Annotated in this window: 22 protein-coding genes; 15 read left to right on the forward strand and 7 right to left on the reverse strand. The window is 65.0% G+C overall.

The genetic code is table 11. The features are described 5' to 3' along the window. Nucleotides 1-232: 232 nt before the first annotated feature. From DPM33_RS13735 to lpxK, 6 genes are all read left to right on the forward strand, one after another. Nucleotides 233-1,576 carry a TldD/PmbA family protein gene (locus tag DPM33_RS13735; protein ID WP_112097969.1) on the forward strand — a complete coding sequence of 448 codons (1,344 nt, stop codon included), beginning with the start codon at nt 233-235 and terminating at the stop codon, nt 1,574-1,576. Then, nucleotides 1,563-2,372: a 3'(2'),5'-bisphosphate nucleotidase CysQ gene (locus DPM33_RS13740; protein WP_112097970.1), complete on the forward strand. Its 810-nt coding sequence runs from the start codon at nt 1,563-1,565 to the stop codon at nt 2,370-2,372. Before DPM33_RS13735 ends, DPM33_RS13740 begins: the two co-directional genes overlap by 14 nt. Before the next feature lie 75 nt (nt 2,373-2,447). Further along, entirely contained in the window at nt 2,448-2,693 is a 246-nt protein-coding gene (locus tag DPM33_RS13745) for a DUF4170 domain-containing protein (protein ID WP_112097971.1), read from the forward strand. 5 nt (nt 2,694-2,698) lie between these two features. Further along, a complete protein-coding gene (locus tag DPM33_RS13750) occupies nt 2,699-3,478 on the forward strand; it encodes a lysophospholipid acyltransferase family protein (RefSeq protein ID WP_112097972.1) in 780 nt (259 codons plus the stop codon). After that, nucleotides 3,475-4,791 (forward strand): lipid IV(A) 3-deoxy-D-manno-octulosonic acid transferase, encoded by a 1,317-nt coding sequence (waaA, locus tag DPM33_RS13755; RefSeq protein WP_112097973.1) that lies wholly within the window; start codon nt 3,475-3,477, stop codon nt 4,789-4,791. Before DPM33_RS13750 ends, waaA begins: the two co-directional genes overlap by 4 nt. Nucleotides 4,792-4,927: 136 nt before the next feature. Then, complete coding sequence (lpxK, locus tag DPM33_RS13760; RefSeq protein ID WP_112098054.1) at nt 4,928-5,956, forward strand: tetraacyldisaccharide 4'-kinase; 1,029 nt, start codon at nt 4,928-4,930, stop codon at nt 5,954-5,956. A gap of 32 nt (nt 5,957-5,988) precedes the next feature. On the opposite strand, the gene DPM33_RS13765 is transcribed toward lpxK, so the two are convergent. The 3 genes from DPM33_RS13765 to DPM33_RS13775 all read right to left on the reverse strand — a co-directional run bounded on the left by DPM33_RS13765 (nt 5,989) and on the right by DPM33_RS13775 (nt 8,156). After that, complete coding sequence (locus tag DPM33_RS13765; protein ID WP_112097974.1) at nt 5,989-6,933, reverse strand: UDP-glucuronic acid decarboxylase family protein; 945 nt, start codon at nt 6,931-6,933, stop codon at nt 5,989-5,991. A gap of 91 nt (nt 6,934-7,024) precedes the next feature. Beyond that, nucleotides 7,025-7,867 carry a glycosyltransferase family 92 protein gene (locus tag DPM33_RS13770; protein WP_146770245.1) on the reverse strand — a complete coding sequence of 281 codons (843 nt, stop codon included), beginning with the start codon at nt 7,865-7,867 and terminating at the stop codon, nt 7,025-7,027. Between the two features lie 55 nt (nt 7,868-7,922). Further along, nucleotides 7,923-8,156: a DUF2093 domain-containing protein gene (locus DPM33_RS13775; protein WP_112097976.1), complete on the reverse strand. Its 234-nt coding sequence runs from the start codon at nt 8,154-8,156 to the stop codon at nt 7,923-7,925. Between the two features lie 113 nt (nt 8,157-8,269). Here DPM33_RS13775 and DPM33_RS13780 point away from each other — a divergent pair, with 113 nt between their 5' ends. Next, complete coding sequence (locus tag DPM33_RS13780; RefSeq protein ID WP_112097977.1) at nt 8,270-8,875, forward strand: hypothetical protein; 606 nt, start codon at nt 8,270-8,272, stop codon at nt 8,873-8,875. Between the two features lie 3 nt (nt 8,876-8,878). On the opposite strand, the gene DPM33_RS13785 is transcribed toward DPM33_RS13780, so the two are convergent. After that, on the reverse strand, nt 8,879-9,805 hold the full coding sequence (locus DPM33_RS13785; RefSeq protein ID WP_112097978.1) for a LysR substrate-binding domain-containing protein: 927 nt from the start codon (nt 9,803-9,805) through the stop codon (nt 8,879-8,881). A gap of 90 nt (nt 9,806-9,895) precedes the next feature. On the opposite strand from DPM33_RS13785, the gene DPM33_RS13790 reads away from it, so the two are divergent. Further along, complete coding sequence (locus DPM33_RS13790; RefSeq protein ID WP_112097979.1) at nt 9,896-10,789, forward strand: DMT family transporter; 894 nt, start codon at nt 9,896-9,898, stop codon at nt 10,787-10,789. A gap of 103 nt (nt 10,790-10,892) precedes the next feature. Further along, nucleotides 10,893-11,660 carry a hypothetical protein gene (locus DPM33_RS13795; protein ID WP_112097980.1) on the forward strand — a complete coding sequence of 256 codons (768 nt, stop codon included), beginning with the start codon at nt 10,893-10,895 and terminating at the stop codon, nt 11,658-11,660. Nucleotides 11,661-11,696: 36 nt separating this feature from the next. Here the strand turns inward: DPM33_RS13795 and mutL are convergent, their stop codons facing one another. Further along, nucleotides 11,697-13,565 carry a DNA mismatch repair endonuclease MutL gene (mutL, locus tag DPM33_RS13800; RefSeq protein ID WP_112097981.1) on the reverse strand — a complete coding sequence of 623 codons (1,869 nt, stop codon included), beginning with the start codon at nt 13,563-13,565 and terminating at the stop codon, nt 11,697-11,699. Nucleotides 13,566-13,934: 369 nt separating this feature from the next. Beyond that, nucleotides 13,935-14,837, reverse strand: coding sequence for a LysR substrate-binding domain-containing protein (locus DPM33_RS13805; protein ID WP_112097982.1), 903 nt, complete (start codon nt 14,835-14,837; stop codon nt 13,935-13,937). Between the two features lie 89 nt (nt 14,838-14,926). Here DPM33_RS13805 and DPM33_RS13810 point away from each other — a divergent pair, with 89 nt between their 5' ends. From DPM33_RS13810 to DPM33_RS13830, 5 genes are all read left to right on the forward strand, one after another. Further along, nucleotides 14,927-16,477 carry a trimethylamine methyltransferase family protein gene (locus DPM33_RS13810; RefSeq protein ID WP_112097983.1) on the forward strand — a complete coding sequence of 517 codons (1,551 nt, stop codon included), beginning with the start codon at nt 14,927-14,929 and terminating at the stop codon, nt 16,475-16,477. A gap of 63 nt (nt 16,478-16,540) precedes the next feature. Further along, nucleotides 16,541-18,190 carry an ABC transporter substrate-binding protein gene (locus tag DPM33_RS13815; protein WP_112097984.1) on the forward strand — a complete coding sequence of 550 codons (1,650 nt, stop codon included), beginning with the start codon at nt 16,541-16,543 and terminating at the stop codon, nt 18,188-18,190. Nucleotides 18,191-18,284: 94 nt separating this feature from the next. Further along, entirely contained in the window at nt 18,285-18,758 is a 474-nt protein-coding gene (locus tag DPM33_RS13820; protein ID WP_112097985.1) for a DUF3828 domain-containing protein, read from the forward strand. A gap of 4 nt (nt 18,759-18,762) precedes the next feature. Continuing rightward, complete coding sequence (locus DPM33_RS13825; RefSeq protein WP_112097986.1) at nt 18,763-19,374, forward strand: YqhG/Tai3 family protein; 612 nt, start codon at nt 18,763-18,765, stop codon at nt 19,372-19,374. A gap of 33 nt (nt 19,375-19,407) precedes the next feature. After that, nucleotides 19,408-20,277 (forward strand): alpha/beta hydrolase, encoded by an 870-nt coding sequence (locus tag DPM33_RS13830; RefSeq protein WP_112097987.1) that lies wholly within the window; start codon nt 19,408-19,410, stop codon nt 20,275-20,277. Between the two features lie 4 nt (nt 20,278-20,281). Here DPM33_RS13830 and queF read toward each other — a convergent pair whose 3' ends face one another. Further along, nucleotides 20,282-20,743, reverse strand: a complete 462-nt coding sequence (gene queF, locus DPM33_RS13835) for a preQ(1) synthase (RefSeq protein WP_112098055.1) — start codon at nt 20,741-20,743, stop codon at nt 20,282-20,284. Between the two features lie 127 nt (nt 20,744-20,870). On the opposite strand from queF, the gene DPM33_RS13840 reads away from it, so the two are divergent. Beyond that, nucleotides 20,871-22,916 carry an oxidoreductase gene (locus DPM33_RS13840; protein WP_112097988.1) on the forward strand — a complete coding sequence of 682 codons (2,046 nt, stop codon included), beginning with the start codon at nt 20,871-20,873 and terminating at the stop codon, nt 22,914-22,916. Nucleotides 22,917-22,978: the final 62 nt, after the last annotated feature.

Consider the following 22,978-nt stretch of genomic DNA (forward strand, 5'->3'; position numbering starts at 1 on the left):
TGCGGATAGGCACGGCAACGCAGCCGATCACTGCTGTCACCTGCGGCCTCGATCGCCTGCCTCAAATGCGCCGACATCTGATGGCCAACGGGTCGAAATCGACGCCACTGGGCGCGGCACCGGATTGGTCTTCGCCCATTGCACAAGCGCCGGTGGAACAATAGATGGTGCGGGCAGGCCTTGCTTGGCTGACTGCCCCTGACGGATCGCTTGAACAAACAGGACCAACCGCATGACCGATAAGCTCGACGCAGCGAAATTGACCGATCGCGTCGCGGCACTCGTCGAGGCTGGCAGGCGCGCCGGCGCCGACGCGGCCGACGCGGTGGCGGTGCGCGGCCGCTCGGCCGGCGTGTCGGTGCGGCTGGGCAAGGTCGAGGCCACTGAATCGTCGGAAAGCGAGGATGTCTCGCTGCGCGTCTTCGTCGGGCAGCGTGTGGCGAGCGTCTCGGCCACCGCGGCTTCCGATCCGAAGGCGCTCGCCGAGCGCGCGGTCGCCATGGCCAAGGTCTCGCCGGAGGACCCGTTCCAGGGTCTTGCCGACCCGGTGCTGCTTGCCCGCAATTTGCGCGATCTCGACCTTTTCGACCCGACCGAAGTATCGGCCGACCAATTGAAGGAAGCGGCACTTGCCGCCGAAGCGGCCGCTTTGGCCGTCAAGGGCGTCACCAATTCCGCGGGCAGCAACGCCGGCGCCGGCCTGGGTGGCCTGGTGCTTGCCACCTCGCATGGCTTTGTCGGCCAGTATGTCGCGTCGCGCTTCTCGCGCTCGACCAGCGTCATTGCCGGCGAGGGTACGGGAATGGAGCGCGACTATGAATTCTCGTCGCGCCAGCATTTTTCCGATCTCGACGCGCCGGAAGACATCGGCCGTAAGGCCGGTGAGCGCGCCGTGCGCCGCCTCGGCGCCCGCAAGGCCGCGACCGGTCCGGTCGACGTCGTGTTCGATCCGCGCGTCGCCCGCGGCATTGCCGGCCATCTCGCCGGCGCCATCAACGGCGCCGCGGTCGCCCGCAAGACCAGCTTCCTGCGCGACATGATGGGCAAGCAGATCGCCTCGGCCGCGATCACCGTCACCGACGAGCCCTTGCGGCGGCGTGGCCAGGCCTCGCGCCCCTTCGATGGCGAGGGCGTCGAGGGCGATAAGCTGCTGATGGTCGAGAAGGGCGTCCTGAACCACTGGTTCCTGTCGACTTCGGCCGCGCGTGAGCTCGGCCTCGTCACCAATGGCCGCGGCTCGCGCAGCGGCTCGTCCGTTTCGCCATCCTCGACCAACCTTGCCATCGAGCCCGGCGAGCGTTCGCCGGAGGACCTGATCGCGTCGCTGAAGAGCGGCTTCTATGTCACCGAGGTGTTCGGCCAGGGCGTCGACATGGTGACCGGCGAGTACAGCCGCGGCGCGTCCGGCTACTGGATCGAGAACGGCGCGTTGGCCTATCCGGTGGCCGAGGTGACGATCGCTTCGAACCTGAAGACCATGTTCCTCAACATGGTGCCGGCGAGCGATCTCGACCGCAATTTTGGCACGGCGGCGCCGACGCTCCTGATCGAAGGGATGACCCTTGCCGGCGCTTGACCAACTGACATCGAGCGCGACCGCAGAAGACCTCGCTCTGCTGCGCGAGGCGGCCCGCGAGGCCGGCCTGATCGCCATGCGCTATTTCGGCAACAACCCGCAGGTGTGGATGAAGGGCGGCACCTCGCCGGTGAGCGAGGCCGACCATGCGGCGGACGCCTATCTGCGCGAGACCTTGCTCAGGGCGCGCCCGGATTATGGCTGGCTGTCGGAAGAGACCGCCGACGATCATGCCCGACTGTCGGCCCGCCGCACCTTCGTCGTCGACCCGATCGACGGCACGCGCGGCTTTCTCGACGGCCTGCATTCCTGGTGCGTCAGCGTCGCCGTGGTCGAGGACGGCCGCTCGCTTGCCGGCGTACTCGAATGCCCGGCCAAGCACGAAACCTATTGGGCGCTGCCGGGCGAGGGCGCCTATCTCAACGACAAGCCCATCCATGTGCGTCCGCTTGGGCGCGACGTCGATATCGGCGGACCCAAGCCGCTGGTCGATCGGATGCCGGAAGCTTGGCAGGACAGGCTGCGGCGCACGGCCTATATCCCTTCGCTAGCCTACCGGCTGGCGATGATTGCAGCCGGCAAGCTCGACGCGACCTTCGTCAAGCCGAGCGCGCATGACTGGGACATCGCCGCCGCCGATCTCATCCTCACCGAGGCTGGCGGGGCGTTGCTCGACCGCGACGGCAAGCCGCCGCGATATGCCGGGGAAGTGATCAATCACGGCGCGCTCGCCGCCGGCAGCGGCCAACTGCTCGGCGTGCTGACCGGCGTCATTGCCGGACTTGACCAAGGGTGAGGCAGTCGGCGGTTCCAAAACCGCCCGCTTTGGTCTAGACCTGTCACAATTCATGAATACGCGTAAAGGATCGGCATGGCCGTGGAAGACGGAAAGAAGCAGCTTTTGCACCTGGTGTTCGGCGGCGAGCTGAAAAACCTGGGTGGAACCGAGTTCCGTGATCTCGAATCCCTCGACATCGTCGGCATCTATCCCGACTATCAGACCGCGCTTGGCGCCTGGAAGGCCAAGGCGCAGGCCAGTGTCGACAATGCCCATATGCGTTATTTCGTTGTTCATCTGCACCGTTTGCTCGATCCAGAATCGAAGGTCGGCGGTTGACGTCGATGGAGCATGAGGCGGTGAAAGGAGCGACAGGGCGGCGCTCCGCCCGAAGCGGCGGAACGCGCACGCTGTGGCGGCGCATCCGCGAGCCATTGGCGCAGTCGAATTTCGTCAAGAATTTCATCGCCAACCTGTTCGCCTGGTTCGTGCGCCTGATTCGCCTCACCAGCCCGCTGGTCGAAGGTTCGACCCAGGTCGCCGGCGGCGCCTATGCGCATCTCGAGCCCGGCATCATCGCGCTGTGGCACGGCCAGCATATCCTGACCCCCGCCTATTATCCCAAGGGCCGGCCGCTGGTCGCCATGGTGTCGCGCAGCGCCGACGCCGAGCTGCAGGCGCTGATGATCGAGAAATTCGGCATCGAGGCGGTGCGCGGTTCGGGCGGCCGCGACAGTTCGAGGCATCTCGACAAAGGCGGCGCCAAGGCCTTGATCGCGCTCAAGAAAGCACTCGTCGCCGGCAAGAACGTCGCCATGATCGCCGATATTCCGCACGGCACGCCGCGCGACGCCGGCATGGGCATCGTTCTTTTGGCAAGGCTTTCCGGGCGGCCGATCCTCCCCTCGGCCATCGCCACCAGCCGCCGCAAGGTGCTGGAGAAGAGCTGGGACAAGACCACCATCAACCTGCCTTTCGGCCGCTCGGCGGTCATCGTCGGCGCGCCGGTCTTCGTGCCGGCCGATGCCGACGAAGCCGAGATGGAGCGCAAGCGCCAGGAGGTCACCGCCTCCCTCAACGCCGCGATGGCCGAGGCCTATCGCCTCGTGGACGGCGGCAAATGAGCGAGCGCTGGGCGCGTGCGGCGCTGACCGCCTATCGCTATGCGGGGGCGGCCGCCTATCCGCTCGTCGGTCCCTATGTCGCTTGGCGCGCCTCGCGCGGCAAGGAGGATCGTGCTCGCCGCCGCGAGCGCTACGGCGTCGCCGGCCGTCCCCGGCCGGAAGGGCCGGTGATCTGGATCCATGCCGCGAGCGTCGGCGAGACGATCGCGGTGGTGCCGCTGGTCGAGAGCATCCTCGGCTACGGCGTCAACATCGTCCTGACCACCGGCACCGTGACCTCGGCCAAGGTCGCCGACGAGCGCCTTGGCGACCGCATCATCCACCAATATGTGCCGCTCGATCTCAAGCCGGCGGTGAGCCGCTTCCTCGACCACTGGCGGCCGGAACTGGCGATCATCGCCGAATCGGAAATCTGGCCGATGACCATCCTGGAGCTTGGCGCCCGCAACGTGCCGCAGGTCCTGGTCAATGGCCGGTTGTCGGACCGCTCCTTCATGTCCTGGACGAAGCGCGCCAGCGTTGCCGAGGCGTTGTTCGAGAACCTCGCCCATGTCATCGCTCAGTCGGATGTCGACGGCGAGCGCTTCCGTGCGCTCGGCGCCCGGCCGGTCACCGTTTCCGGCAACCTCAAGGTCGATACCAACCCGCCGCCTGTCGACGAACGGGCTTTGGCCACCTTGCAGCGTCAGATCGGTGCTCGCCCGACCTGGGCGGCGATCTCGACCCATGACGGCGAGGAAGTCGTGGCCGCTGAGGTCCATGCCAGCCTGCACAAGCGCCATCATGGGCTCCTGACCATCATCGTGCCGCGCCACCCCGACCGCGCCGATGCGCTGGCCGCGCAGATTTCCGGCATGGGGTTGACGGTCGCAAGGCGCAGCAAGGGCGACCGCATCTCGTCCGACACCGATATCCTGCTCGGCGACACGATCGGTGAGATGGGGCTTTACCTGCGACTGACCGAGATCGCTTTCGTCGGCCGTTCGCTGACCTCGCAAGGCGGCCAGAACCCGCTCGAGCCGGCGATGCTCGAAACCGCCGTGCTTGCCGGCCGCAACGTGCAGAATTTCCGCGAGGCCTATCAGCGTCTGCTCGACAGCGGCGGCGCCAAGCTGGTGCGCGACCGCGACATGCTGGCCGGCGCCGTCAATTTCCTTCTGACCAATGAAGCGGCGCGCCACGAAATGATTGCTGCCGGTGCGGCCACCGTCGACGAGATGCGCGGCGCGCTTGCCCGCACGCTGAAATCGCTGGAGCCCTATATCCAGCCGCTGGTCGTCAAGGCGCGCCTGAAAGGCGCGAACGGGCGCTAAGCATTCCGGGGAAAGTGTGTAACGGTTTGCCGTCCGGAATTGCGTATAACAAAGGGATGGAGCGAATGACGCCAAAAATCGGACCCGGTTTTTGGAGAAGCTCATGCGCGAAGACAAGGCGCATGGGACACTCGCGATGACCAGCGAAGCGCCGCCCTTCTGGTGGGAAAAGCCGGACTGGCGCGTCTTCGCGCTGTCCCCGGCCTCGGCGGTCTATGGGCTGGTCGCCGGCCGGCGCATGCGCCGCGCCCCGCGCGAGAAGGTCGCGGCGCCCGTGCTTTGCGTCGGCAACCTTACCGTCGGCGGCAGCGGCAAGACGCCGGTGGCTATTGCGCTGGCGAAGCAGGCCAGGCGCATGCAGCTCACGCCCGGCTTCCTGTCGCGCGGACATGGCGGCTCGTTCGCCAAGCCGCATGTCGTCGATGCGCATCACGATGCCGCCAAGCATGTCGGCGACGAGCCGCTGCTTCTGGCCGAACATGCCCCGGTCGCGGTGACGGCGAACCGCGCCGCCGGCGCGAAGCTACTCATCGAGGAGCATGGCTGCGATTTCCTGATCATGGATGACGGCTTCCAGTCGGCGCGCGTCCATATCGACTATGCGCTGGTGGTGGTCGATGCCCGCTTCGGTATCGGCAACGGCCGCGTCATTCCGGGCGGACCGCTGCGCGCCAAAATCGTCGATCAGCTGGTCTTCACCAGCGGCTTGCTGAAGATGGGCGAGGGGGCTGCCGCCGACGGCGTCGTGCGCCAGGCGGCACGCGCCGGCCGGCCGATCTTCCTCGCGCATGTCGAGCCGGCGGAACCGTCGCGCTTTGCCGGCGGTCGCTTCCTTGCCTTCGCCGGCATCGGCCATCCGGAGAAGTTTTTCGACACGGTGCGCGGCACGGGCGGCGAAGTCGCGCTGTCGCGCGCCTTTCCGGACCATCATTTTTACGCCCAGGACGAGCTTGCCGACCTCCTGGCGCTCGCCCGGCAGGAGGGGCTGCGCCTCGCCACCACGGCAAAGGACGCCGCTCGGCTGCGCCACGGCGAGACGCCCGCCGGCTTCCTCGATCACCTGGACGTGCTCGACATCGAGGCGGTGTTCGAGCTCGATCACGTGCCTGCCCGCATCATCGACGAGACGCTCGACGCCTGGCGTCAGCGCAAGATGCGGGGCTGAGTTTCGGGAGGCGAGCCTCCGGCGCCCCGCCGTCAGCCGATAAGCCGGCGGAAGTAGCGAACCGTCTCGCCAAGCCCGTCCTCGAGAGCGACACGAGGCGACCAGTCCAATGCCGATCGCGCCAGGCTTATGTCGGGCTGGCGCTGTTGGGGATCGTCCTGCGGCAGCGGCTTGAACTCGATCCTGGACGTGCCGCCGACGATGCGCAACACGAGTTCGGCGAGTTCGAGGATCGTGACTTCCATCGGGTTGCCGATGTTGATCGGTCCCACGACATCGTCGGGCGTCGCCATCATCCGGGCAATCGCGTCCACCAGGTCGTCGACGTAGCAAAAGCTGCGCGTGTGGCTGCCGTCGCCATAGATGGTTATGGGCTCGTTGCGCAGAGCCTGGACGATGAAATTGCTGACCACGCGCCCGTCCGACGGCTGCATGCGCGGCCCGTATGTATTGAATATGCGCATCACCTTGATCGGCAGTTTCGAGCGGCGCCAATAGTCGAAGAACAGCGCCTCGGCGCATCTTTTGCCTTCATCGTAACAGCTGCGAGTGCCGATCGGATTGACGTGGCCCCAATAGGCTTCGGTCTGGGGATGGACCTGGGGGTCGCCATAGACCTCCGACGTCGATGCCTGAAGAATTTTCGCGCCGGAAGCGCATGCGAGGTCGAGCATGTTGATCGCTCCATAGACGCAGGCCTTTGTCGTCTCGATCGGAATGCGCTGATAATGAACGGGCGAGGCCGGGCAGGCGAGATTGAAGATTTCATCGGCCTCGGCCTGAAGGGGCAGGGTGACGTCGTGCCTCAGCAGCTTGAACCGCGCATTGCCCGAGAGGTGGCGGATGTTTTCATCCGAGCCGGTCGAAAGATTGTCGACACATGTGACGTCGCGGCCCTGTGCAAGCAATAGGTCGCACAGATGCGAACCGATAAAGCCGGCACCTCCCGTCACAACAGCCTTCACATCATCCCCCATTATCCACTGACCGGTGCCTATCGTCGTAGATTCGCGAAAGTGCGACGCGACGGCGGCGACCGCGATATCGCGAGAGACAGCCGCAGCTCTCTTAGCGAAGCCGCCGCATCGCTTCCAGGATGGTTTCGTCGCGCTCGACGTTGAGCCTGCTTTCGAAGTCGAGATGCCGATTCTTGTCGCGCGACTCGGAAGTCGATGCGTCGCCGCGCCGGACTTTTTGGTCGAGATCGGACAGCGATCGTGACCAATAGTGATTGATCCTCAAGATATCGAGTTCGGGAAGCATGCCGGGCGCGATAATCCGTCGATGGGTGTCCATCCCTTCGCCCAACAGGAATTTCGAGAGATGCACACCCGGCTTGTACACCAGGCGAGGGTTGACGATTGTCTTGACCGTCGTGATGTCCGGTCCGGCTCGCATCGTGTAGGCTTCAACCACCGGACTTCGTGGCCGCTCGATATGGCCGGAAGAGCCGTAAAACGCTTGCCAGACACAGACGCCCGGCAGGTCGCGATAGGCCTCGAGGACAGACCGCACGTCACGCCCGTCGGGCGCGAAAAGAAACTCGTCGATATCGAACAATCCGATCCACAACGCTTCATGCCAGCACCTGCGGATGCAGTCCGCATAGGCCGACAACTGACCCACAGGCCGTGGCCAGTCGACCAGGGTGACAAGCCCTTCCCGGATGAACGGCTGCAGCACAGCCTTGAAGTTGTCGGTCGAGAAGTTGTTGTAGAGGTAGAAGTGTTCAAATCCCACCGACTGGTGGAACCTGATCCATTCGGCCAGGAACGGTGCTTCCTCGCGAAAAATGGCGCAGGCCGTCAGGTTGAATCTGGGTGCCCTGGACACCGCCCGCTCGCGCATTTTCGCACGGATAGTGAGCGGCGTTCGAACCGCGGCCTTCAGGGACTTCTTGAAGCTTTTCAACGTGGTACCCCAGGCAAGATTCGGCTTGATAGCGACGGCACCAGGGGCCGGTATCCTATCCGCGCTTGCGCAGTTCCGGATGCAACTCGATCTCGCGGGCAAGCGAGACCGCCGCGTTCACATAGGGCTCCTGCCGGGCGACGCTCCAGTATTTGAGCTCGTCGAGGGGGATGTTCTCGCCCGTCACCGCGCAACGCACGAACGAGCCGGGACTGGTGACCTGGAAGTCGCCGTCGAGATAGCGGATCCGGGCTTCCCTGCCGCCCGGGCCTTCGAAACGGTTCATCATGAAAGGACGCTTGAGTTCATCGGGTTTCAATCGCCACAAATCGCAAGCAACGTCAAGCTTGGCGCAATGCTCGTGCGCTATGGCTGACCGGCAATTGGTTTCCGGTAGCCGGCATGGACATCACCTCGACCCGCTTGAACACGCTGATCAGTGACGCGCTCACCCCGCAACCGGTGCCGTTGCCCAAGGCTGATCCGGCGACGACGGCTCTGATCAAGACGCTGGTCCAGCCGCCGACGCCGCCAAGCGCGCAGGCGGCGCAGTTCGCGGCTCAGGCGCTGACCAATTCGCTGCAGGTGCCCCTCGCGCGATCCTCGCAGCGCTCGTCTTCCAATCCGGTCGAAGACGCCTACCGGGCGATGATGGAACCGGACGCCGACGCCGAGTACACGCCGTCCAGAACGCAGCAGGGTCGGCCGCTCGGCGGTGCCGAGAACGGTCCACGCGCCAACGCCACGGCTCAACCGCTCGTCGCCGCCGGCGCGGCTGCAGCCGCGCCCGTCATGCAGCCGCCGTCATCGGTTGCGGCCGCTGTGCCCGCTTCGCCCGCGCTGGTCGCGGCCAACGCCAACGCGCCGCAACCCCGTGGCGCAGGCGGCCGCCCTGCCGGCCATGCGCCGCGCTCCGAGTCCGTGTCGGTATCGCTGTGGACGATATCGGTCGTCACCGCCGTCGTCTCGGCCGTGACCACCACGATCATTGTTTTTCTGCTTCGCTAATCCCTAGACGTCATCTTGCAGGAAAGCCTCCAGCTTTTCCGGAGCAAGTCCTGCCTGTTCGGCAATGCGCCTGGCAAGGTCCGCCGCCGCCGCGCGCGGCCGGCCGACCGGGCGGTCCATCCAATAAGACACCGGATTGAGCGCAACACGCTCATCGACGGCAACAATACGGCCGGACCCGAGCTGGTCCGCGGTCAGCGGCGGCCGCGCCAGCGCGATGCCCAACCCATGCGCGGCCGCGTCGAGCACCAGATTATAGTCCTCGAAGCGCCGGTCTTGCGGGCGCGGGCGGTAGTCTACGTCCTGCGCCGCGAACCAGGCGCGCCACGCGGAAGCGTCGGAATCGTTGATCAGCGGGAACTTCAGCAGCCGGGCCGGGTCGCCGCGTCCGATCTCCTTCGCCAGATCCGGCGAGGCTATCGGAAAAATATGCTCCTCGAAAAGCTGCACCGAGACGCGGCCCGGGATACGCCCGCGCCCGCAGCGCACCGAAAGGTCGATGCCTTCGTCGGCGAGATCGGCCTGGCGGTTGTCGACGTCGAGCACGATGCGCAGCTTGGTGGGGCTGTTTTCGAGCGCCGCCATGCGCGGCATCAACCACAACCCGCTGACCGAGGGGATGGAGGCCAGCCGCACCACGGCGGTGCCGCGCGGCTCGACCCAGCGGTCGGAGTTGAACGAGATCAGCGCGAAGGCCTCGGTCGTCCTCAAGTGCAGCCGGTTCCCCTCGATCGTCAGCGTCACGCCGCGCGCATTGCGCTCGAACACTTTCAAGCCAAGCCAGTCTTCCAGCTTGGCGATCTGGCGGCTCACCGCGCCGTGGGTGAGGTTGAGTTTTTCAGCCGCCGCCGAGAAGCTGCCGGTGCGCGCCGCCGCGTCGAAGGCGCGCAGGGTTTCGAGCGGCAGTATCTGTTCCGAGCTGTGATCCATGCTCACAGCTGACCCTCGAATTGGTCGTTTGTCAATCGGCCGGCAATGACGTTTTCTGCGTCCATGACACAGAAAGACGAGGCTACGGCAATGAGCGCTTACACCGGCACGTTGAATGAGACACAGCGCATGGACAGCACGGCGGCCATCGCGGTGGCGCTGACGGTGCTCGGCTGGGCCTCGGCTTTCCCGGCGATCCGCGCCGGCCTGGCCGCCTTCCAGCCGCTGGAGCTCGGCGCGCTCCGCTTCGCCATCGCCGCCGTCCCGGCCGCCATATTGCTTGCGGTGAAGCGCCCGGCGCTGCCCAGGCTCGACGAATTGTGGCGCTTCGCCTTTGGCGGCGCCATCTTCGTCGCGCTCTATACCGCCATGCTCAATTTCGGCGAACTCACCGTCTCGGCGGGCGCGGCCGGCTTCATCATCAATGTCAGCCCGATCTTCACGGCTTTCATGGCGATGGCGCTGCTTGGCGAGCGCTTCTCGGGGCTCGCCTGGCTCGGCACGGTGATTTCCTTCACCGGCATCGGCATCATTGCGGTCGCCGACGGCAACGGCCTGCATTTCAACGCCGGCGCGCTGCTGGTGCTGGGCTCCGCCCTCTGCTCCGCCGTCAACACCATCGTCCAGAAACCGCTCTTTGCCCGCCATCATCCGCTGACGATCGCCGCCTCCAACATGGTGCTCGGCGCGCTCTGCCTGTCGCCCTTCCTGCCGGAAGCGTTTTCGCAGGCAGCGGTCGCCGACAATGCCGGGCTCGGCGCCGTCATCTATCTCGGCATCGTGCCGTCGATGATTGCCTACGCCGCCTGGGCGACCGCGCTGTCGCGCCTGCCTGCCGCCCGCGCCTCGAATTTCCTCTATCTGGTCTCGCCGACCTCCGCCCTGATCGGCTTCTTCTGGCTGGGCGAAGTGCCGAGCCTGCTTGGCATCCTCGGCGGCGCGCTGGCGCTGGGCGGCGTGATCGTGGTGAATTTGAAGCGATAAATCAGGGAGTTGAGACCGTTTCCGGACTCGAAATGATAGGTTCCTTTCGCCGTTCCGCAGCCCCTTGATGCAGTCACGAAGGAGGCTATCTTGATCCGCCTTGATGGAGGGGATCGAGATGGGAAGAGGGATCGTCGCTGCGGTTGGCTGCCTGCTGCTGCTCAGCCAGAAAGCGTTCGCGGGCTGGTATCAGGTGAAAAATTACGAAGGCTCCATCGGTCCGAATCCGGTTCATCTGTCGCTCCAGAGATATGACGGCTTCGGCAGCGGGATCACGGTCGAGGGAAGCTACTTCTATGATGCCAAGCAGAGCCCCATCGCGCTCTACGGCAAAGCCGAAGGAACTAAACTCACGCTTTGTGAGATCGCGGACGACAAGGAATTAGATCGAGTGTTGGTGATGGGATCAAAGACGCCCGTCGACACAGCGAGATGCCCGCTTTCGCTCGACATCAGCCAAAGCGGTGCAACGGGGACCTGGATCAAGGGGCTGGAGAAGTTTCAGGTCGTGCTTAAGGAGGTTGCGGGCCTCGACGATACGGCTGAGGGCAGGGTCAGGGGAATCGTCGAGATCCCCTTTTGGGCGCAGACGGCCGCCCATCGATTTGCCGGTATCTTCACCAAAACCGAAGCCGGCATCTGCATGACCAAACTGCAGGTCATCAGCAAGAAGACCAAGAAAGCTGTTCAGAGCATTCGGTTCGACGACCCGGACTGCAACGCCGGCATGCTGATGACGCCCATCTATATGAACGTTCAAAAACAGGGCGAAGAGATTATTTCCGTGAATTTTCGCGGCGGCGGGACCGGCTATACGGTGGAGTATGGCTTCTCTCTCAAAACCAAGAAATATCGCCGATTGGTGCACTGACCGGATCGCTTGCAGGTGGCATTTCGCCGGGATTTGTCACCGCCGTCCGAACAGCCGCTCGATATCGGCGAGCTTGAGCTCGATATAGGTCGGGCGACCATGGTTGCAGGTGCCGGATCCGGGCGTCGCTTCCATCTGGCGCAAGAGCGCGTTCATCTCCTCGGCCTTGAGCAGCCGGCCTGAGCGCACCGAACCGTGGCAGGCCATGGTCGCGGCGATCTTGTCCAGCCGTTCCTTCAGCGTCTCGACGGTGTCGTTGTCGGCGATCTCGTCGGCAAGGTCGCGCACCAGCTGCTGCACATTGGTCTCGCCGAGCATCGACGGCGTCTCGCGCACCGCCACCGCACCCGGTCCGAAGCGCTCGAGGCCGAGGCCGAATTTGGCGAGCATCTCGGAATGCATCGCCAGCCGATCGGCATCTTCTTCGGGCAGGTCGACGATCTCCGGCAGAAGCAGCATCTGCGAAGGCACGGCGCGCGCATGCAGCGCGTTCTTCAGCGCCTCGTAGACCAGCCGCTCATGCGCGGCATGCTGGTCGACGATGACCAGCGAATCCCGCGTCTGGGCGACGATGTAGTTCTCATGCACCTGCGCGCGCGCCGCGCCCAGCACCATGCCGAGCAGCGTCTCGGCCGGCTCGGCCATGCCGGCTCGGGCGTCGGCGCTGGCGAGCGGTCCGGTGTCGAAGGCGGCCTGCTCATTCTCGGCGAAGCCGTTTCGTGGCGGCCGTGGCTCGCCGACGTCGAGCGGTCGCTGCGCCGAGCGCAACGGGTCGAAGCCGTTGGAGCCGGGGGCATGATAGGACGCTCCGTAACTGCGATGTCCATTGGCCGGACCGGGATGCGCATAGGACGCCGCGCCCGGCCGAAACGCCGCCATCATGCCCGCGGCGCCCGTGGTCGCGGCGCGGATGCCGGCGCCTGCCAGCGCCTCGCGGATGGCGCCGACGATCAGCCCGCGCACCAGGCCCGGGTCGCGGAAGCGCACATCGGCCTTGGCCGGATGGACGTTGACGTCGACGGTCGAAGGATCGAGTGACAGGAACAGCACCGTCACCGCATGCCGGTCGCGCGGCAGAACGTCTGCGAAGGCGCCGCGGATCGCGCCCGCGATCAGCTTGTCGCGCACCGGCCGTCCGTTGACATAGGCATATTGCTGCAGCGCGTTGGCGCGCGTGTAGGACGGGATCGAGACGTGGCCGGCAAGATGCACGCCGTCGCGCATGGCATCGATCGCAATGGCATTGTCCGGAAAATCCTTGCCCATCACCTGCGCGACGCGCGCCAGCCGGCCTTCCGCCGTGTCGTCGGTCGCCGGCAGCTCCAGTGTCGAGCGGTCGGAGCCGGCAAGCGTGAAGCGCACGGCCGGGAAGGCGATCGCGATGCGCTTCACCACATCGCCGGTGGCCGAGCTTTCGGCGCGCTCGCCCTTCATGAATTTGAGCCTGGCCGGCGTGGCGAAGAAGAGATCGCGCACCTCGACCGTGGTGCCGCGATTGGCGGCCGCCGGTTTCACCGCCGACACGCGGCCACCATCGATGCCGATCTCTGCCGCGCTGTCGCCACTCGCCGTGCGCGAGCGGATCGACAGCCGCGCGACGGACCCGATCGAGGGCAGCGCCTCACCGCGGAAGCCGAGCGAGCGGATATCGTGGATGTCGTCGGAGAGCTTCGAGGTGCAGTGCCGCGCGACCGCCAGCGCCAATTCCTTTTCGGGAATGCCCGAGCCGTTATCGGTGACACGGATCAGGTTGAGCCCGCCGCCGGCGGTGACGATCTCGACCTTGTGCGCGCCGGCGTCGAGCGCATTCTCGACCAGCTCCTTCACCACGCTCGCCGGACGCTCGATGACCTCGCCGGCGGCGATCTGATTGATCATCGTTTCGGAAAGCTGGCGAATGGGCATCCGGCGATTATAGGCGGATTCGACCGGCGTGGGGGAGGGGCAGGATGACAACAATTAACGAGGTGTAGGGGGGTATGCCAATCGCCAAGATATTGCAGTGATTTGAACCAATTCCCATGTTGATTTGGTGACCGTTGCCGCAATCGGGGCGGCGCTGCGATGGGACCTCGGGAGACTTGCGTGGATCTGGTCTTAGAAGTCTTGATGGAAAAATGGGCGAGGTGGATAAAAAACAGAAGAAATAGGACGATCCGGATCGTGCTATTTTCGCTCTGGACCGCAATGGCAGCCAGCTTGGCAGCGGCCTTGTTTTATCTCGCGTACGTAAGAGATTTGCCCGTATAGGCATGTGCGCCTAGAGCAGTTAAGTCACGCCTGCGCCACCAGCCAATCCCTCACCCTGCGCGCATTGTCGCTGGGGTCGCGGTTCTTTGGCCAGATGACATGGAAGCCGATGCCGGTCCTCATCACGTGATCGGTCACCGGCACCAGCAGCCCGGATGCCACCAGGCGCTCGACCAGATGCCGCCATCCGAGCGAGATGCCTTGCCCTTCCATCACCGCCTGGATCACCAGCGCATAGTCGTTGATGCGCAATCCGCGCTCGGCATTGCGCAGGCTGGTTCCGGCCGACGCGAACCATTCGTCCCAGTTCGGCGCCTCGCGATAGGGCTCCTCGAGATGGATCAGCCGGTGCGTGGCCAATTCCTCGACCGTCTTCGGCTTGCCGAATTTGGCGAGATAGCTCGGCCCCGCGACCGGGAAGATCTCTTCGTCGGACAGCGACAGCGTGTGATAGTCCGGCCAGTCGCGCGGCACTCCGCCGCGCACGCCGAGCGGAATGCCCTCGGCGATGATGTCGAGGTCGCGGTCGGCGGTCTGTATGCGCAGGTCGATGCCGGGCAATTCGTCGCGGAACTGCTGCAGGCGCGGCATCATCCAGAACGAGCCGAACGCGGTCGAGGCGGCTAAAGTCACATGCCCGCCGGTCGCCTGCAGGCGAAGGTCTTCCGCCGACTTGCGGATATGCGACAGGCCGAGCGAGACATCGGCATGGAAGCGCTCGCCGGCCTCCGTCAAAAGCACCTGGCGGTGGCGGCGCTGGAACAGCTTGGCGCCGAGCTGCTCCTCCAGCCCGCGCACCGCGTAGGAGACGGCCGCCTGGGTCATGCCGAGCTCGCGTCCGGCGGCGGTGAAGCTGGACAGCCGGCCGGCCGCTTCGAAGACGATCAGGCTGCCGGCCGAGGGCAGGAGGTGGCGCAGGCTTCGCATAAGGTGAGCTTATACAGAAGATCAGGATTTTCCAGCGTCACAGTCACATTTTGCCTCGCTAACTTGGCTGGCGGGAAGAAGGAGGCTCCATGAACGCACCGGCCGTTGAATTGACCGAACAGACCCACCGCCGCGGCGGCGGCCGGCTTGGCCGCAAGGCGCTGAGAAGCGCGCCGATAGCGTCCTTCCCGACCCTTGTGCGCAAGATCCCCGTTTATGAGATCGTGCCCGATGAGGCAGTGGAGTTGATCCACGAGGAATCGCTCAAGATCCTCGAGGAGGTGGGCTGCGAATTCCGCGACGACGGCGCGATCGCGCTCTGGAAAGCGGCCGGCGCCGATGTCAGGGAAACGCGCGTCCGCATCGACCGCGCGCTTCTGATGGAACTCGTCTCGAAGGTTCCGCCGGAGTTCACGCTCAATGCGCGCAATCCCGAGCGCACCGTGCGCGTCGGCGGCAAGAACTCGATCTTCGTGCCGATGTATGGCGCGCCCTATATCCGCGACCTCGACAACAAGCGGCGCTACGGCACGCTCGCCGACCTGAACAATTTCCACAAGATGGCCTATATGGCGCCGGCGCTGCATTCCTCCAGCTCGGTCATCTGCGAGCCGATGGAGATCGCGGTGCCGAAGCGGCACCTGCACATCATCCACTCGGCGCTGAAGCATTCCGACAAGCCCTTCATGGGCATCGTGACGTCCAAGGAGCGCGCCGAGGACACGATGGCGATGGCTGCTATCGTCTTCGGCGAGGCGTTCGTGCGCGACAACCCCGTGCTGGTGGCGATCACCAACTGCAATTCGCCGCTGGTGTGGGACGCCACCATGATCGACGCCATGCGGGTCTATGCGAGCCACAACCAGCCGCTGATCCTGGCGCCTTTCGCGCTGTGTGGCGCCTCGACCTCGGCTTCCGCCGTCGGCGCGGTGGCGCAGGTCAACGCCGAGGCGCTTGCCGGCGTGGCGCTCACCCAGCTCATCCGCCCGGGCTCGCCACAGATCTATGGCCAGTTCATGGTGACGGTCGACATGAAGACCGGCGCGCCGATGGGCGGCACGCCTGAAGCCGCGCAGATGATGTATCTGATGGGCGCCCTGGCCAGGAAGTACAGACTGCCGTGGCGTACCTCCGGCTTCCATGTCGGCTCCAAGCTCAACGACGCCCAGGCCGGCTACGAGGCGAACATGCTTATGCATGCCGCTATCCTTTCCGGCGCCAATTACATCTGGCATTCCGCCGGCTGGCTGGAAGCGGGGCTGACCTGCGGCTATTCGAAATTCGCCACCGACTGCGAGCAGCTGGTCGGCTGGTATAAATATGCCGGCGGCGTGCCTTTCGACGATTTCAAGGAGGCGATGGCGGCGATCCGCGAGGTTGGTCCGCAAGGGCATTTCCTCGGCACGCAGCACACGCTCGAGCATTTCGAGAGCGCCTTCTTCATGCCCAGCATCATGGACTTCAATTCCTTCGAGCAATGGAGCGCCGAGGGCGCCAAGGACCATGACACGCGCGGCCGCGAAAAGGCGCGCAGCATGCTCGCCGACTACCAGGAGCCGAAGCTCGACGAGGGCATTGCCGAGGGTCTCGCGGATTTGATCGCGCGGCGTGAGGAAAAGCTGCCCGACAGCGTTAGTTGATGGAAGGCAGCGTCAGTCCGAGCAAACGGGCGAAGACCCGATCAGATCAATGGGAGAACGAAAATGACACTTTTCAGAAGCAATGGCGACCGGGTCCCGGCCGCTATCGAGGCGATGGCCGAGGAGGCGCGGGCAGGCCGCGTCGACCGGCGCGAATTCCTGGCGCTGGCCAGCGCCTTCGGCGCATCGACGGCTTTCGCCTATGGCATGCTCGGCCTTGCCGCGCCGACCAAGGCGCTCGCCGACGAGCCGAAGAAGGGCGGCACGCTGCATGTCGCCATGTCGGTCAAGGCGCAGAAGGATCCGCGCACCTATGATTGGACGGAGATGGCGAACGTCACCCGCACCTGGCTGGAGCCGCTGGTGCGCTACACGCACCAGTTCACCTTCGAGCCGGTGCTGCTCGAAAGCTGGGACGTCAATGACGACGCCACCGAATACACGCTGCATCTGCGCAAGGGCGTCACCTGGAACAATGGCGATGCCTTCAACGCCGATGACGTGGTCGCCAATCTGAACCGCTGGTGCGAGAAGGGGGCTCCCGGCAATTCCATGGCCGCCCGCGTCGGCGCGCTGGTCGATACCAAGACCGGCAAGGCGAAGGACGGCGCGATCACCAAGGTCGACGACCACACGGTCAAGCTGAAGCTCAACGAAGCCGATATCGCCATCATCCCGGGCCTCACCGACTATCCGGCACTGGTCGTGCATCGCGACTTCGACAAGGATGGCGCCGATCCGATCAAGAAGCCGATCGGCACCGGAGCGTTCGAGCTGGTCTCCTACGCGGTGGGATCGAAGGCGGTCGTCAAGCGCCGCGAGAACGGCAAGTGGTGGGGCGGCGAGGCGCCGCTCGACGGCGTCGAGTTCATCGACTACGGCACCGACTTCAACGCCACGCTCAACGCCTTCGATTCCGGCGAGATCGACCTCGATTTCGAAACGCCGGCCGACTACATCGATCCGCTCGACAAGATGGATCTGGTGAAATCGGAGGTGGCGACGGCGACCACGCTGGTTGCCCGCACCAACATCACCCATAAGCCTTATGACGACAAGCGGGTGCGCAACGCGCTGCAGATGGCGGTCGACAACGACCAGGTCATGCAGCTCGGCTACAATGGCCGCGGCACGGTCGGCGAGAACCACCATGTCAGCCCGATTCATCCCGAATACTATGCACTACCCAAGAAGGAGCGCGACGCCGCCGGCGCCAAGAAGCTGATGGCCGACGCTGGCCAGGCCGACTTCGAGCATGAGCTGATCACGGTCGAGGACGAATGGCAGAAGAACACCGGCGACGCCATCGCCGGCCAGTTGCGCGACGCCGGCATCAAGGTCAAGCGCACCGTGCTGCCCGGCTCGACCTTCTGGAACGACTGGACGAAGTATCCGTATTCCATGACCATCTGGTACATGCGTCCGCTCGGCGTGCAGGTGCTGGCGCTCGGCTACCGCAGCGGCGAGGCCTGGAACGAGACGGCCTTTTCCAACCCGGACTTCGACGCCAAGCTGAAGGAGGCGCTGTCGCAGATCGATGTCGCCAAGCGCAAGGAGGTGATGAAGGACGTCGAGGCGATTCTGCAGGACTCCGGCGTCATCATCCAGCCGTTCTGGCAGAAGCTCTATTGCCATATGAACAAGAAGGTGAAGAACTACTCGATGCACCAGACTTACGAAATGGACTTCCACAACGTCTGGCTGGATGCCTGATCGCGCCCGGGCTTCATGAGCCGCAAAAAAGCCGATATGCAGGAAGCGTGGTGGCGATCTTGCCACCACGCCGCCGAACATCCGGAGATCCTGCATGAGACCGATAGTGCTGGCCGCCGCCATGTCGATTGCCTTGCCTTGCGCCGCGCTCGCCGGGCCTGCTTCGAACGCCGTGAAGTTCTTCTACGTGCCTGAAGTGAAGTTCGAGGGGGACGCGAAATACCGCGACCGCTTCACCGAACCGGTGACCAAGCTGTTCGAAGCCAACGACAAGGCGCAGAAGGAGAAGCCCGACGAGGTGTCCTGCCTCGACTTCGACCCAGGCCTCGACGCGCAGGATTTCGATCAGAAGACCGTTTCGAAGACGCTGAAGCTTAAGGAAGCCGTCAATGGCGACACCGCCGAGGTGACGGCAAACTTCAATCTCTTCCCGCAAGGCGATGACTCCAAACGCGAAATGGTGTGGTCGCTGAAGAAAGTGGACGGCAAGTGGAAGATCGCCGACATCGCCTCCAAGACCAGCGACTGGAAGCTCAGCGCGCTGGCATGCGGCTCCTCGACGGAGTGACGCCGTGCTTCGCCGTCTCGTCCTCGCGCTGTCGAGCTTGTCGATGCTGGCCGCGGGGCTGAACGGCGGCGCCTGCGCGCAGGGGCTGTTCGGCGCGCCGCCAAAAGCCTCGTCCGGCGACAAGTCGCCGCCTGCGGTCGACAAGTCGCCACCTGTGGTCGACAACTCGCCGCCGGCGGCTACGGAACCGGAAAGCAAGCCGGCCGAACCGGCGCCCGTCGCGCCTGTTCTGCCAGGATCGCCCACGGCGGTGGTAAAGCCTTTTTATGAGCATCTCGGGCTGGAACTGGACCCCGCCCAGCGCAAGAACTTCGTCGATCCGGCGAAAACCGTGCTCGACAAGAGCGATACGCTGCGCGCCTCAGGGCAGGGCGAGTGCCTCGACCCCAACATGGCGCTCGACAATGCCGACTATGACAAGCTCGCCATCGACAAGAGTCTGCGCACCATGGAGGCCGTCAATGGCGACCAGGCAAAGGTGGTCGTCGCCTTCGTCGTCGAGGGCCACCAGCATCGGCTGGAATGGAAGTTGAAGAAGGTCGGCGGCGACTGGAAGGTATCCGATCTTCTGTCGGTGACCGGCGAATGGGCGCTCAGCCAGTACCAGTGCGAGTGAGTTGCCGATGAATGCGCCGCTGGGTCATTGCCTATGAGAGTTCGCGCTTTGCTCGGGCTCGCGCTGGCCGCGATGTGCATCGTCGGTGGCATCGGCACGTGGCGCGTCGGCACGATGCTGATTGCCCGGGAGCCGCGTCAGACCCTGACGGCGCCTGGCGACCTGCCCGTCGACCGGGTCGCGCTGGATCAGCCAGGCACGCCCGATCTTGTCGGCTGGGTGGCCGAGCGTCAGGGCAGTTGCGGCGCGATCGTTCTGCTGCATGGCCGCGGCGCCAACCGGTTGGCCTCGGTGCAAAGGGCGAAAATGCTGTTCGACGCCGGCTATTCCGTGGTCCTCTTCGACCTGTCGGGTCACGGCGAGAGTGGCGGCACCGTTCAGGGCTTCGGCTACAGCGAAGGGCAGGACGCCGCCCGAATCCTTGCCTATGCAAGGCAGCGCTTTCCCGGTCAGAAAATCGGCGCGCTCGGCTCGTCGCTGGGCGCCGCATCGTTTGTCTTTGCGGCGCCGAAGGCGCAGGCCGACGCCTATGTGCTCGAACAGCTCTATGCGACGTTGCGCGCGACGACGGCCTGGCGCATGCCGTTCCCTGCGTTGCGTCGCTTGCAGGCCGATATCCTGCTGGCACAGATGTCGGTGCGCCTCGGCTTCGGCGCCGACGACGTCAGGCCTGTCGACCGCATCGGCAAGATCGGCAAACCGCTGATCCTGCTGGCAGGCGGTGCCGATCCCTTCATCGATCACGGGCAGGTGACAGCCTTGCATGACGCCGCGCCGACCTCGGAGCTCGTCTGGTTTGAAGGCGCCGGCCATGTCGACCTGATGCGTTACGACCAGTCGCGCTACCGCGGCTCGGTGCTGCCGTTCCTGTCAAAGAACCTCTGCCAGGCCGGCCATGTCTGAGCGCTCAGCCTCTTCCGCGATAGGGCGCAACGCCCGTGTCGGGCAGCCATACGTCCTTGGGCGGTGCGCCGGTCTGCCAGAAAACGTCGATCGGGATGCCGCCCCGCGGGAACCAGTAGCCGCCGACGCGCAGCCAGAGCGGCTTGGTCACCTCGACGATGCGGCGGCCGATCATCACCGTGCACTCCTCGTGGAAGGCGCCGTGGTTGCGGAACGAGGTCATGAACAGCTTCAGCGACTTCGATTCCACCAGCATTTCGTCGGGTGCGTAGTCGATGACGATGTGGGCGAAGTCGGGCTGGCCGGTGACCGGGCAGAGCGAGGTGAATTCAGGGCAGGTGAAGCGCACGATCGCCGGCGGGCCGTCGCCGCGCTGGAACGGCACGGCCTCCAGGACCGCCTGTTCGGGGCTCTGTGGAGTCTCGACGTGCTTGCCGAGTTGGGTGAGGTTCTTGGCGTCGGTCATGGGCGGCTCCTTGCTGCCACCCAAAAGTCCGAGCGGCAGGCAAAACAAGGCGGAAATTACGCCGCAATCTTTCAGACGCGGCGGGTTTGGGCCGCTCATTAGCACAATTTGAAACGGCAGGAAGACGATGACCAGCAGCGACCCGCTTCTCCAACCCTACCAGCTCAAGCACCTGACGCTGAAGAACCGGCTGATGTCGACGAGCCATGAGCCGGCCTATTCCGAGGACGGCATGCCGAAGGAACGCTACCGGCTCTACCATGCCGAAAAGGCCAAGGGCGGCATGGCGCTGACCATGACGGCGGGTTCGGCGATCGTGTCGCGCGACAGCCCCGCCGCCTTCGGCAACCTGCATGTCTATGACGACAGGATCGTGCCGTGGCTGGCCGAGCTCGCGGATGCCTGCCATGAGCACGACTGCAAGGTGATGATCCAGATCACCCATCTCGGCCGCCGCACCGGCTGGAACAAGGCCGACTGGCTGCCGGTGCTGTCGGCCTCGCCGGTGCGCGAGCCGGCGCACCGCGCCTTTCCCAAGACCATCGAGGAGTGGGATATCGAGCGCATCGTCGCCGACTATGCCGCCGCCGCCCAGCGTTGCCAGGCGGCCGGGCTCGACGGCATCGAATTCGAGGCCTACGGCCATCTGATGGACGGTTTCTGGTCGCCGGCCACCAACCGACGCGACGACGATTTCGGCGGCTCGCTCGACAACCGGCTGCGCTTCACCGACATGGTGCTGGACGCGGTGCGCAAGGCGGTCGGGGAAAAATTCGTCGTCGGCATCCGTATGGTCGCCGACGAGGATTTCGCAAAGGGTCTGTCGAAGGAGGAGGGCGTCGAGATCGCCAGGCGGCTCGCCAGTTCCGGCAAGGTCGATTTCCTCAACATCATCCGCGGCTCGATCGAAACCGACGCGGCCCTGACCAAGGTCATTCCGGTGACCGGCATGCGGTCTTCGCCGCATCTCGATTTTGCCGGTGAGGTGCGGGCGGCGACGAAATTCCCGACCTTCCACGCGGCGCGCATTTCCGATGTCGCCACCGCGCGTCACGCCATCTCCACCGGCAAGCTCGACATGGTCGGCATGACGCGCGCCCACATCGCCGACCCGCACATCATCCGCAAGGTGATGGAAGGCCGCGAGCACGAGATTCGCCCTTGCGTCGGCGCCACCTATTGCCTGGACCGCATCTATGAAGGCGGCGAGGCGCTCTGTGTTCACAACGCCGCGACCGGCCGCGAGGCCGATATCCCGCATATCATCAAAAAGAGCGAGGGGCCGAGCAAGCGCGTGGTTGTGGTGGGCGCCGGCGCAGGCGGCCTGGAAGCGGCGCGCGTCGCCGCCGAGCGCGGACATCAGGTGACCGTGCTGGAAGCGTCGAGCCAGGCTGGTGGCCAGGTGAGGCTGGCAACCCAGAATCCACGCCGCAAGGAACTGATCGGCATCATCGACTGGCGGCTGGCCGAACTCGACCGCCTCGGCGTCGAGATCCGCTACGACACCTGGGCCGAGAAGGACGACGTGCTGGCGCTGGCGCCGGATGTGGTGATCGTGGCGACCGGCGGCCTGCCGCAGAACCCGCCGCTGACGGCCGGCGACAATCTCGTCACCTCCAGCTGGGACATCATGGCGGGCAGCGTCAAGCCGGCCGAGAACGTTCTGCTTTACGACGACAATGGCGGCCATCAGGGCATGGGTGCGGCGGAGTTGATCGCCAACTGCGGCTCGAAGCTCGAACTGGTTTCGCCGGAGCGTTTTTTCGCGCCGGAAATGGGCGGCCTGAACCACGTTCCCTATATGCGCGCTTTCCACGAAAAGGGCGTCACCGTCACCATCAACACAAGGCTGCGCTCGGTGCGGCGCGAGGGCAACCAGCTTATCGCCGAGCTGGCTTCCGACTTCGCCGACGGCTGGCGCGGCGAGCGGCGGATCGACCAAGTGGTGGTCGAGCACGGCACCGCACCGCTCGACGACCTCTATCTGTCGCTGAAGCCGCTGTCGAAGAACGCCGGCGCGGTCGATTACGAGCGGTTGGTGAGCGGCGGCGAGATCTTCCCATCGCGCAATCCCGACGGCGGCTTTGTCCTATTCCGCATCGGCGATGCCGTCGCCTCGCGCAACATCCACGCAGCCATCTATGACGGCATCCGGTTCGGGATCCGGATTTGAGCACGGCCACGTGACGCGCAACGGACCTTTGCAAGGAGAGCCACCTGCCGCTTTGGCCCGTT

This window comes from Mesorhizobium hawassense, assembly GCF_003289945.1.
Classification (GTDB): domain Bacteria; phylum Pseudomonadota; class Alphaproteobacteria; order Rhizobiales; family Rhizobiaceae; genus Mesorhizobium; species Mesorhizobium hawassense.

Bases quoted from the DNA above. Each gene is read 5' to 3' on its own strand.
- DPM33_RS13735 (WP_112097969.1), top strand. From the start codon at position 233: ATGACCGATAAGCTCGACGCAGCGAAATTGACCGATCGCGTCGCGGCA.
- DPM33_RS13745 (WP_112097971.1), top strand. From the start codon at position 2,448: ATGGCCGTGGAAGACGGAAAGAAGCAGCTTTTGCACCTGGTGTTCGGC.
- DPM33_RS13750 (WP_112097972.1), top strand. From the start codon at position 2,699: ATGGAGCATGAGGCGGTGAAAGGAGCGACAGGGCGGCGCTCCGCCCGA.
- waaA (WP_112097973.1), top strand. From the start codon at position 3,475: ATGAGCGAGCGCTGGGCGCGTGCGGCGCTGACCGCCTATCGCTATGCG.
- lpxK (WP_112098054.1), top strand. From the start codon at position 4,928: ATGACCAGCGAAGCGCCGCCCTTCTGGTGGGAAAAGCCGGACTGGCGC.
- DPM33_RS13765 (WP_112097974.1), bottom strand. From the start codon at position 6,933: ATGGGGGATGATGTGAAGGCTGTTGTGACGGGAGGTGCCGGCTTTATC.
- DPM33_RS13775 (WP_112097976.1), bottom strand. From the start codon at position 8,156: ATGATGAACCGTTTCGAAGGCCCGGGCGGCAGGGAAGCCCGGATCCGC.
- DPM33_RS13780 (WP_112097977.1), top strand. From the start codon at position 8,270: ATGGACATCACCTCGACCCGCTTGAACACGCTGATCAGTGACGCGCTC.
- DPM33_RS13785 (WP_112097978.1), bottom strand. From the start codon at position 9,805: ATGGATCACAGCTCGGAACAGATACTGCCGCTCGAAACCCTGCGCGCC.
- DPM33_RS13790 (WP_112097979.1), top strand. From the start codon at position 9,896: ATGAGCGCTTACACCGGCACGTTGAATGAGACACAGCGCATGGACAGC.
- DPM33_RS13795 (WP_112097980.1), top strand. From the start codon at position 10,893: ATGGAGGGGATCGAGATGGGAAGAGGGATCGTCGCTGCGGTTGGCTGC.
- mutL (WP_112097981.1), bottom strand. From the start codon at position 13,565: ATGCCCATTCGCCAGCTTTCCGAAACGATGATCAATCAGATCGCCGCC.
- DPM33_RS13805 (WP_112097982.1), bottom strand. From the start codon at position 14,837: ATGCGAAGCCTGCGCCACCTCCTGCCCTCGGCCGGCAGCCTGATCGTC.
- DPM33_RS13810 (WP_112097983.1), top strand. From the start codon at position 14,927: ATGAACGCACCGGCCGTTGAATTGACCGAACAGACCCACCGCCGCGGC.
- DPM33_RS13815 (WP_112097984.1), top strand. From the start codon at position 16,541: ATGACACTTTTCAGAAGCAATGGCGACCGGGTCCCGGCCGCTATCGAG.
- DPM33_RS13820 (WP_112097985.1), top strand. From the start codon at position 18,285: ATGAGACCGATAGTGCTGGCCGCCGCCATGTCGATTGCCTTGCCTTGC.
- DPM33_RS13830 (WP_112097987.1), top strand. From the start codon at position 19,408: ATGAGAGTTCGCGCTTTGCTCGGGCTCGCGCTGGCCGCGATGTGCATC.
- queF (WP_112098055.1), bottom strand. From the start codon at position 20,743: ATGACCGACGCCAAGAACCTCACCCAACTCGGCAAGCACGTCGAGACT.
- DPM33_RS13840 (WP_112097988.1), top strand. From the start codon at position 20,871: ATGACCAGCAGCGACCCGCTTCTCCAACCCTACCAGCTCAAGCACCTG.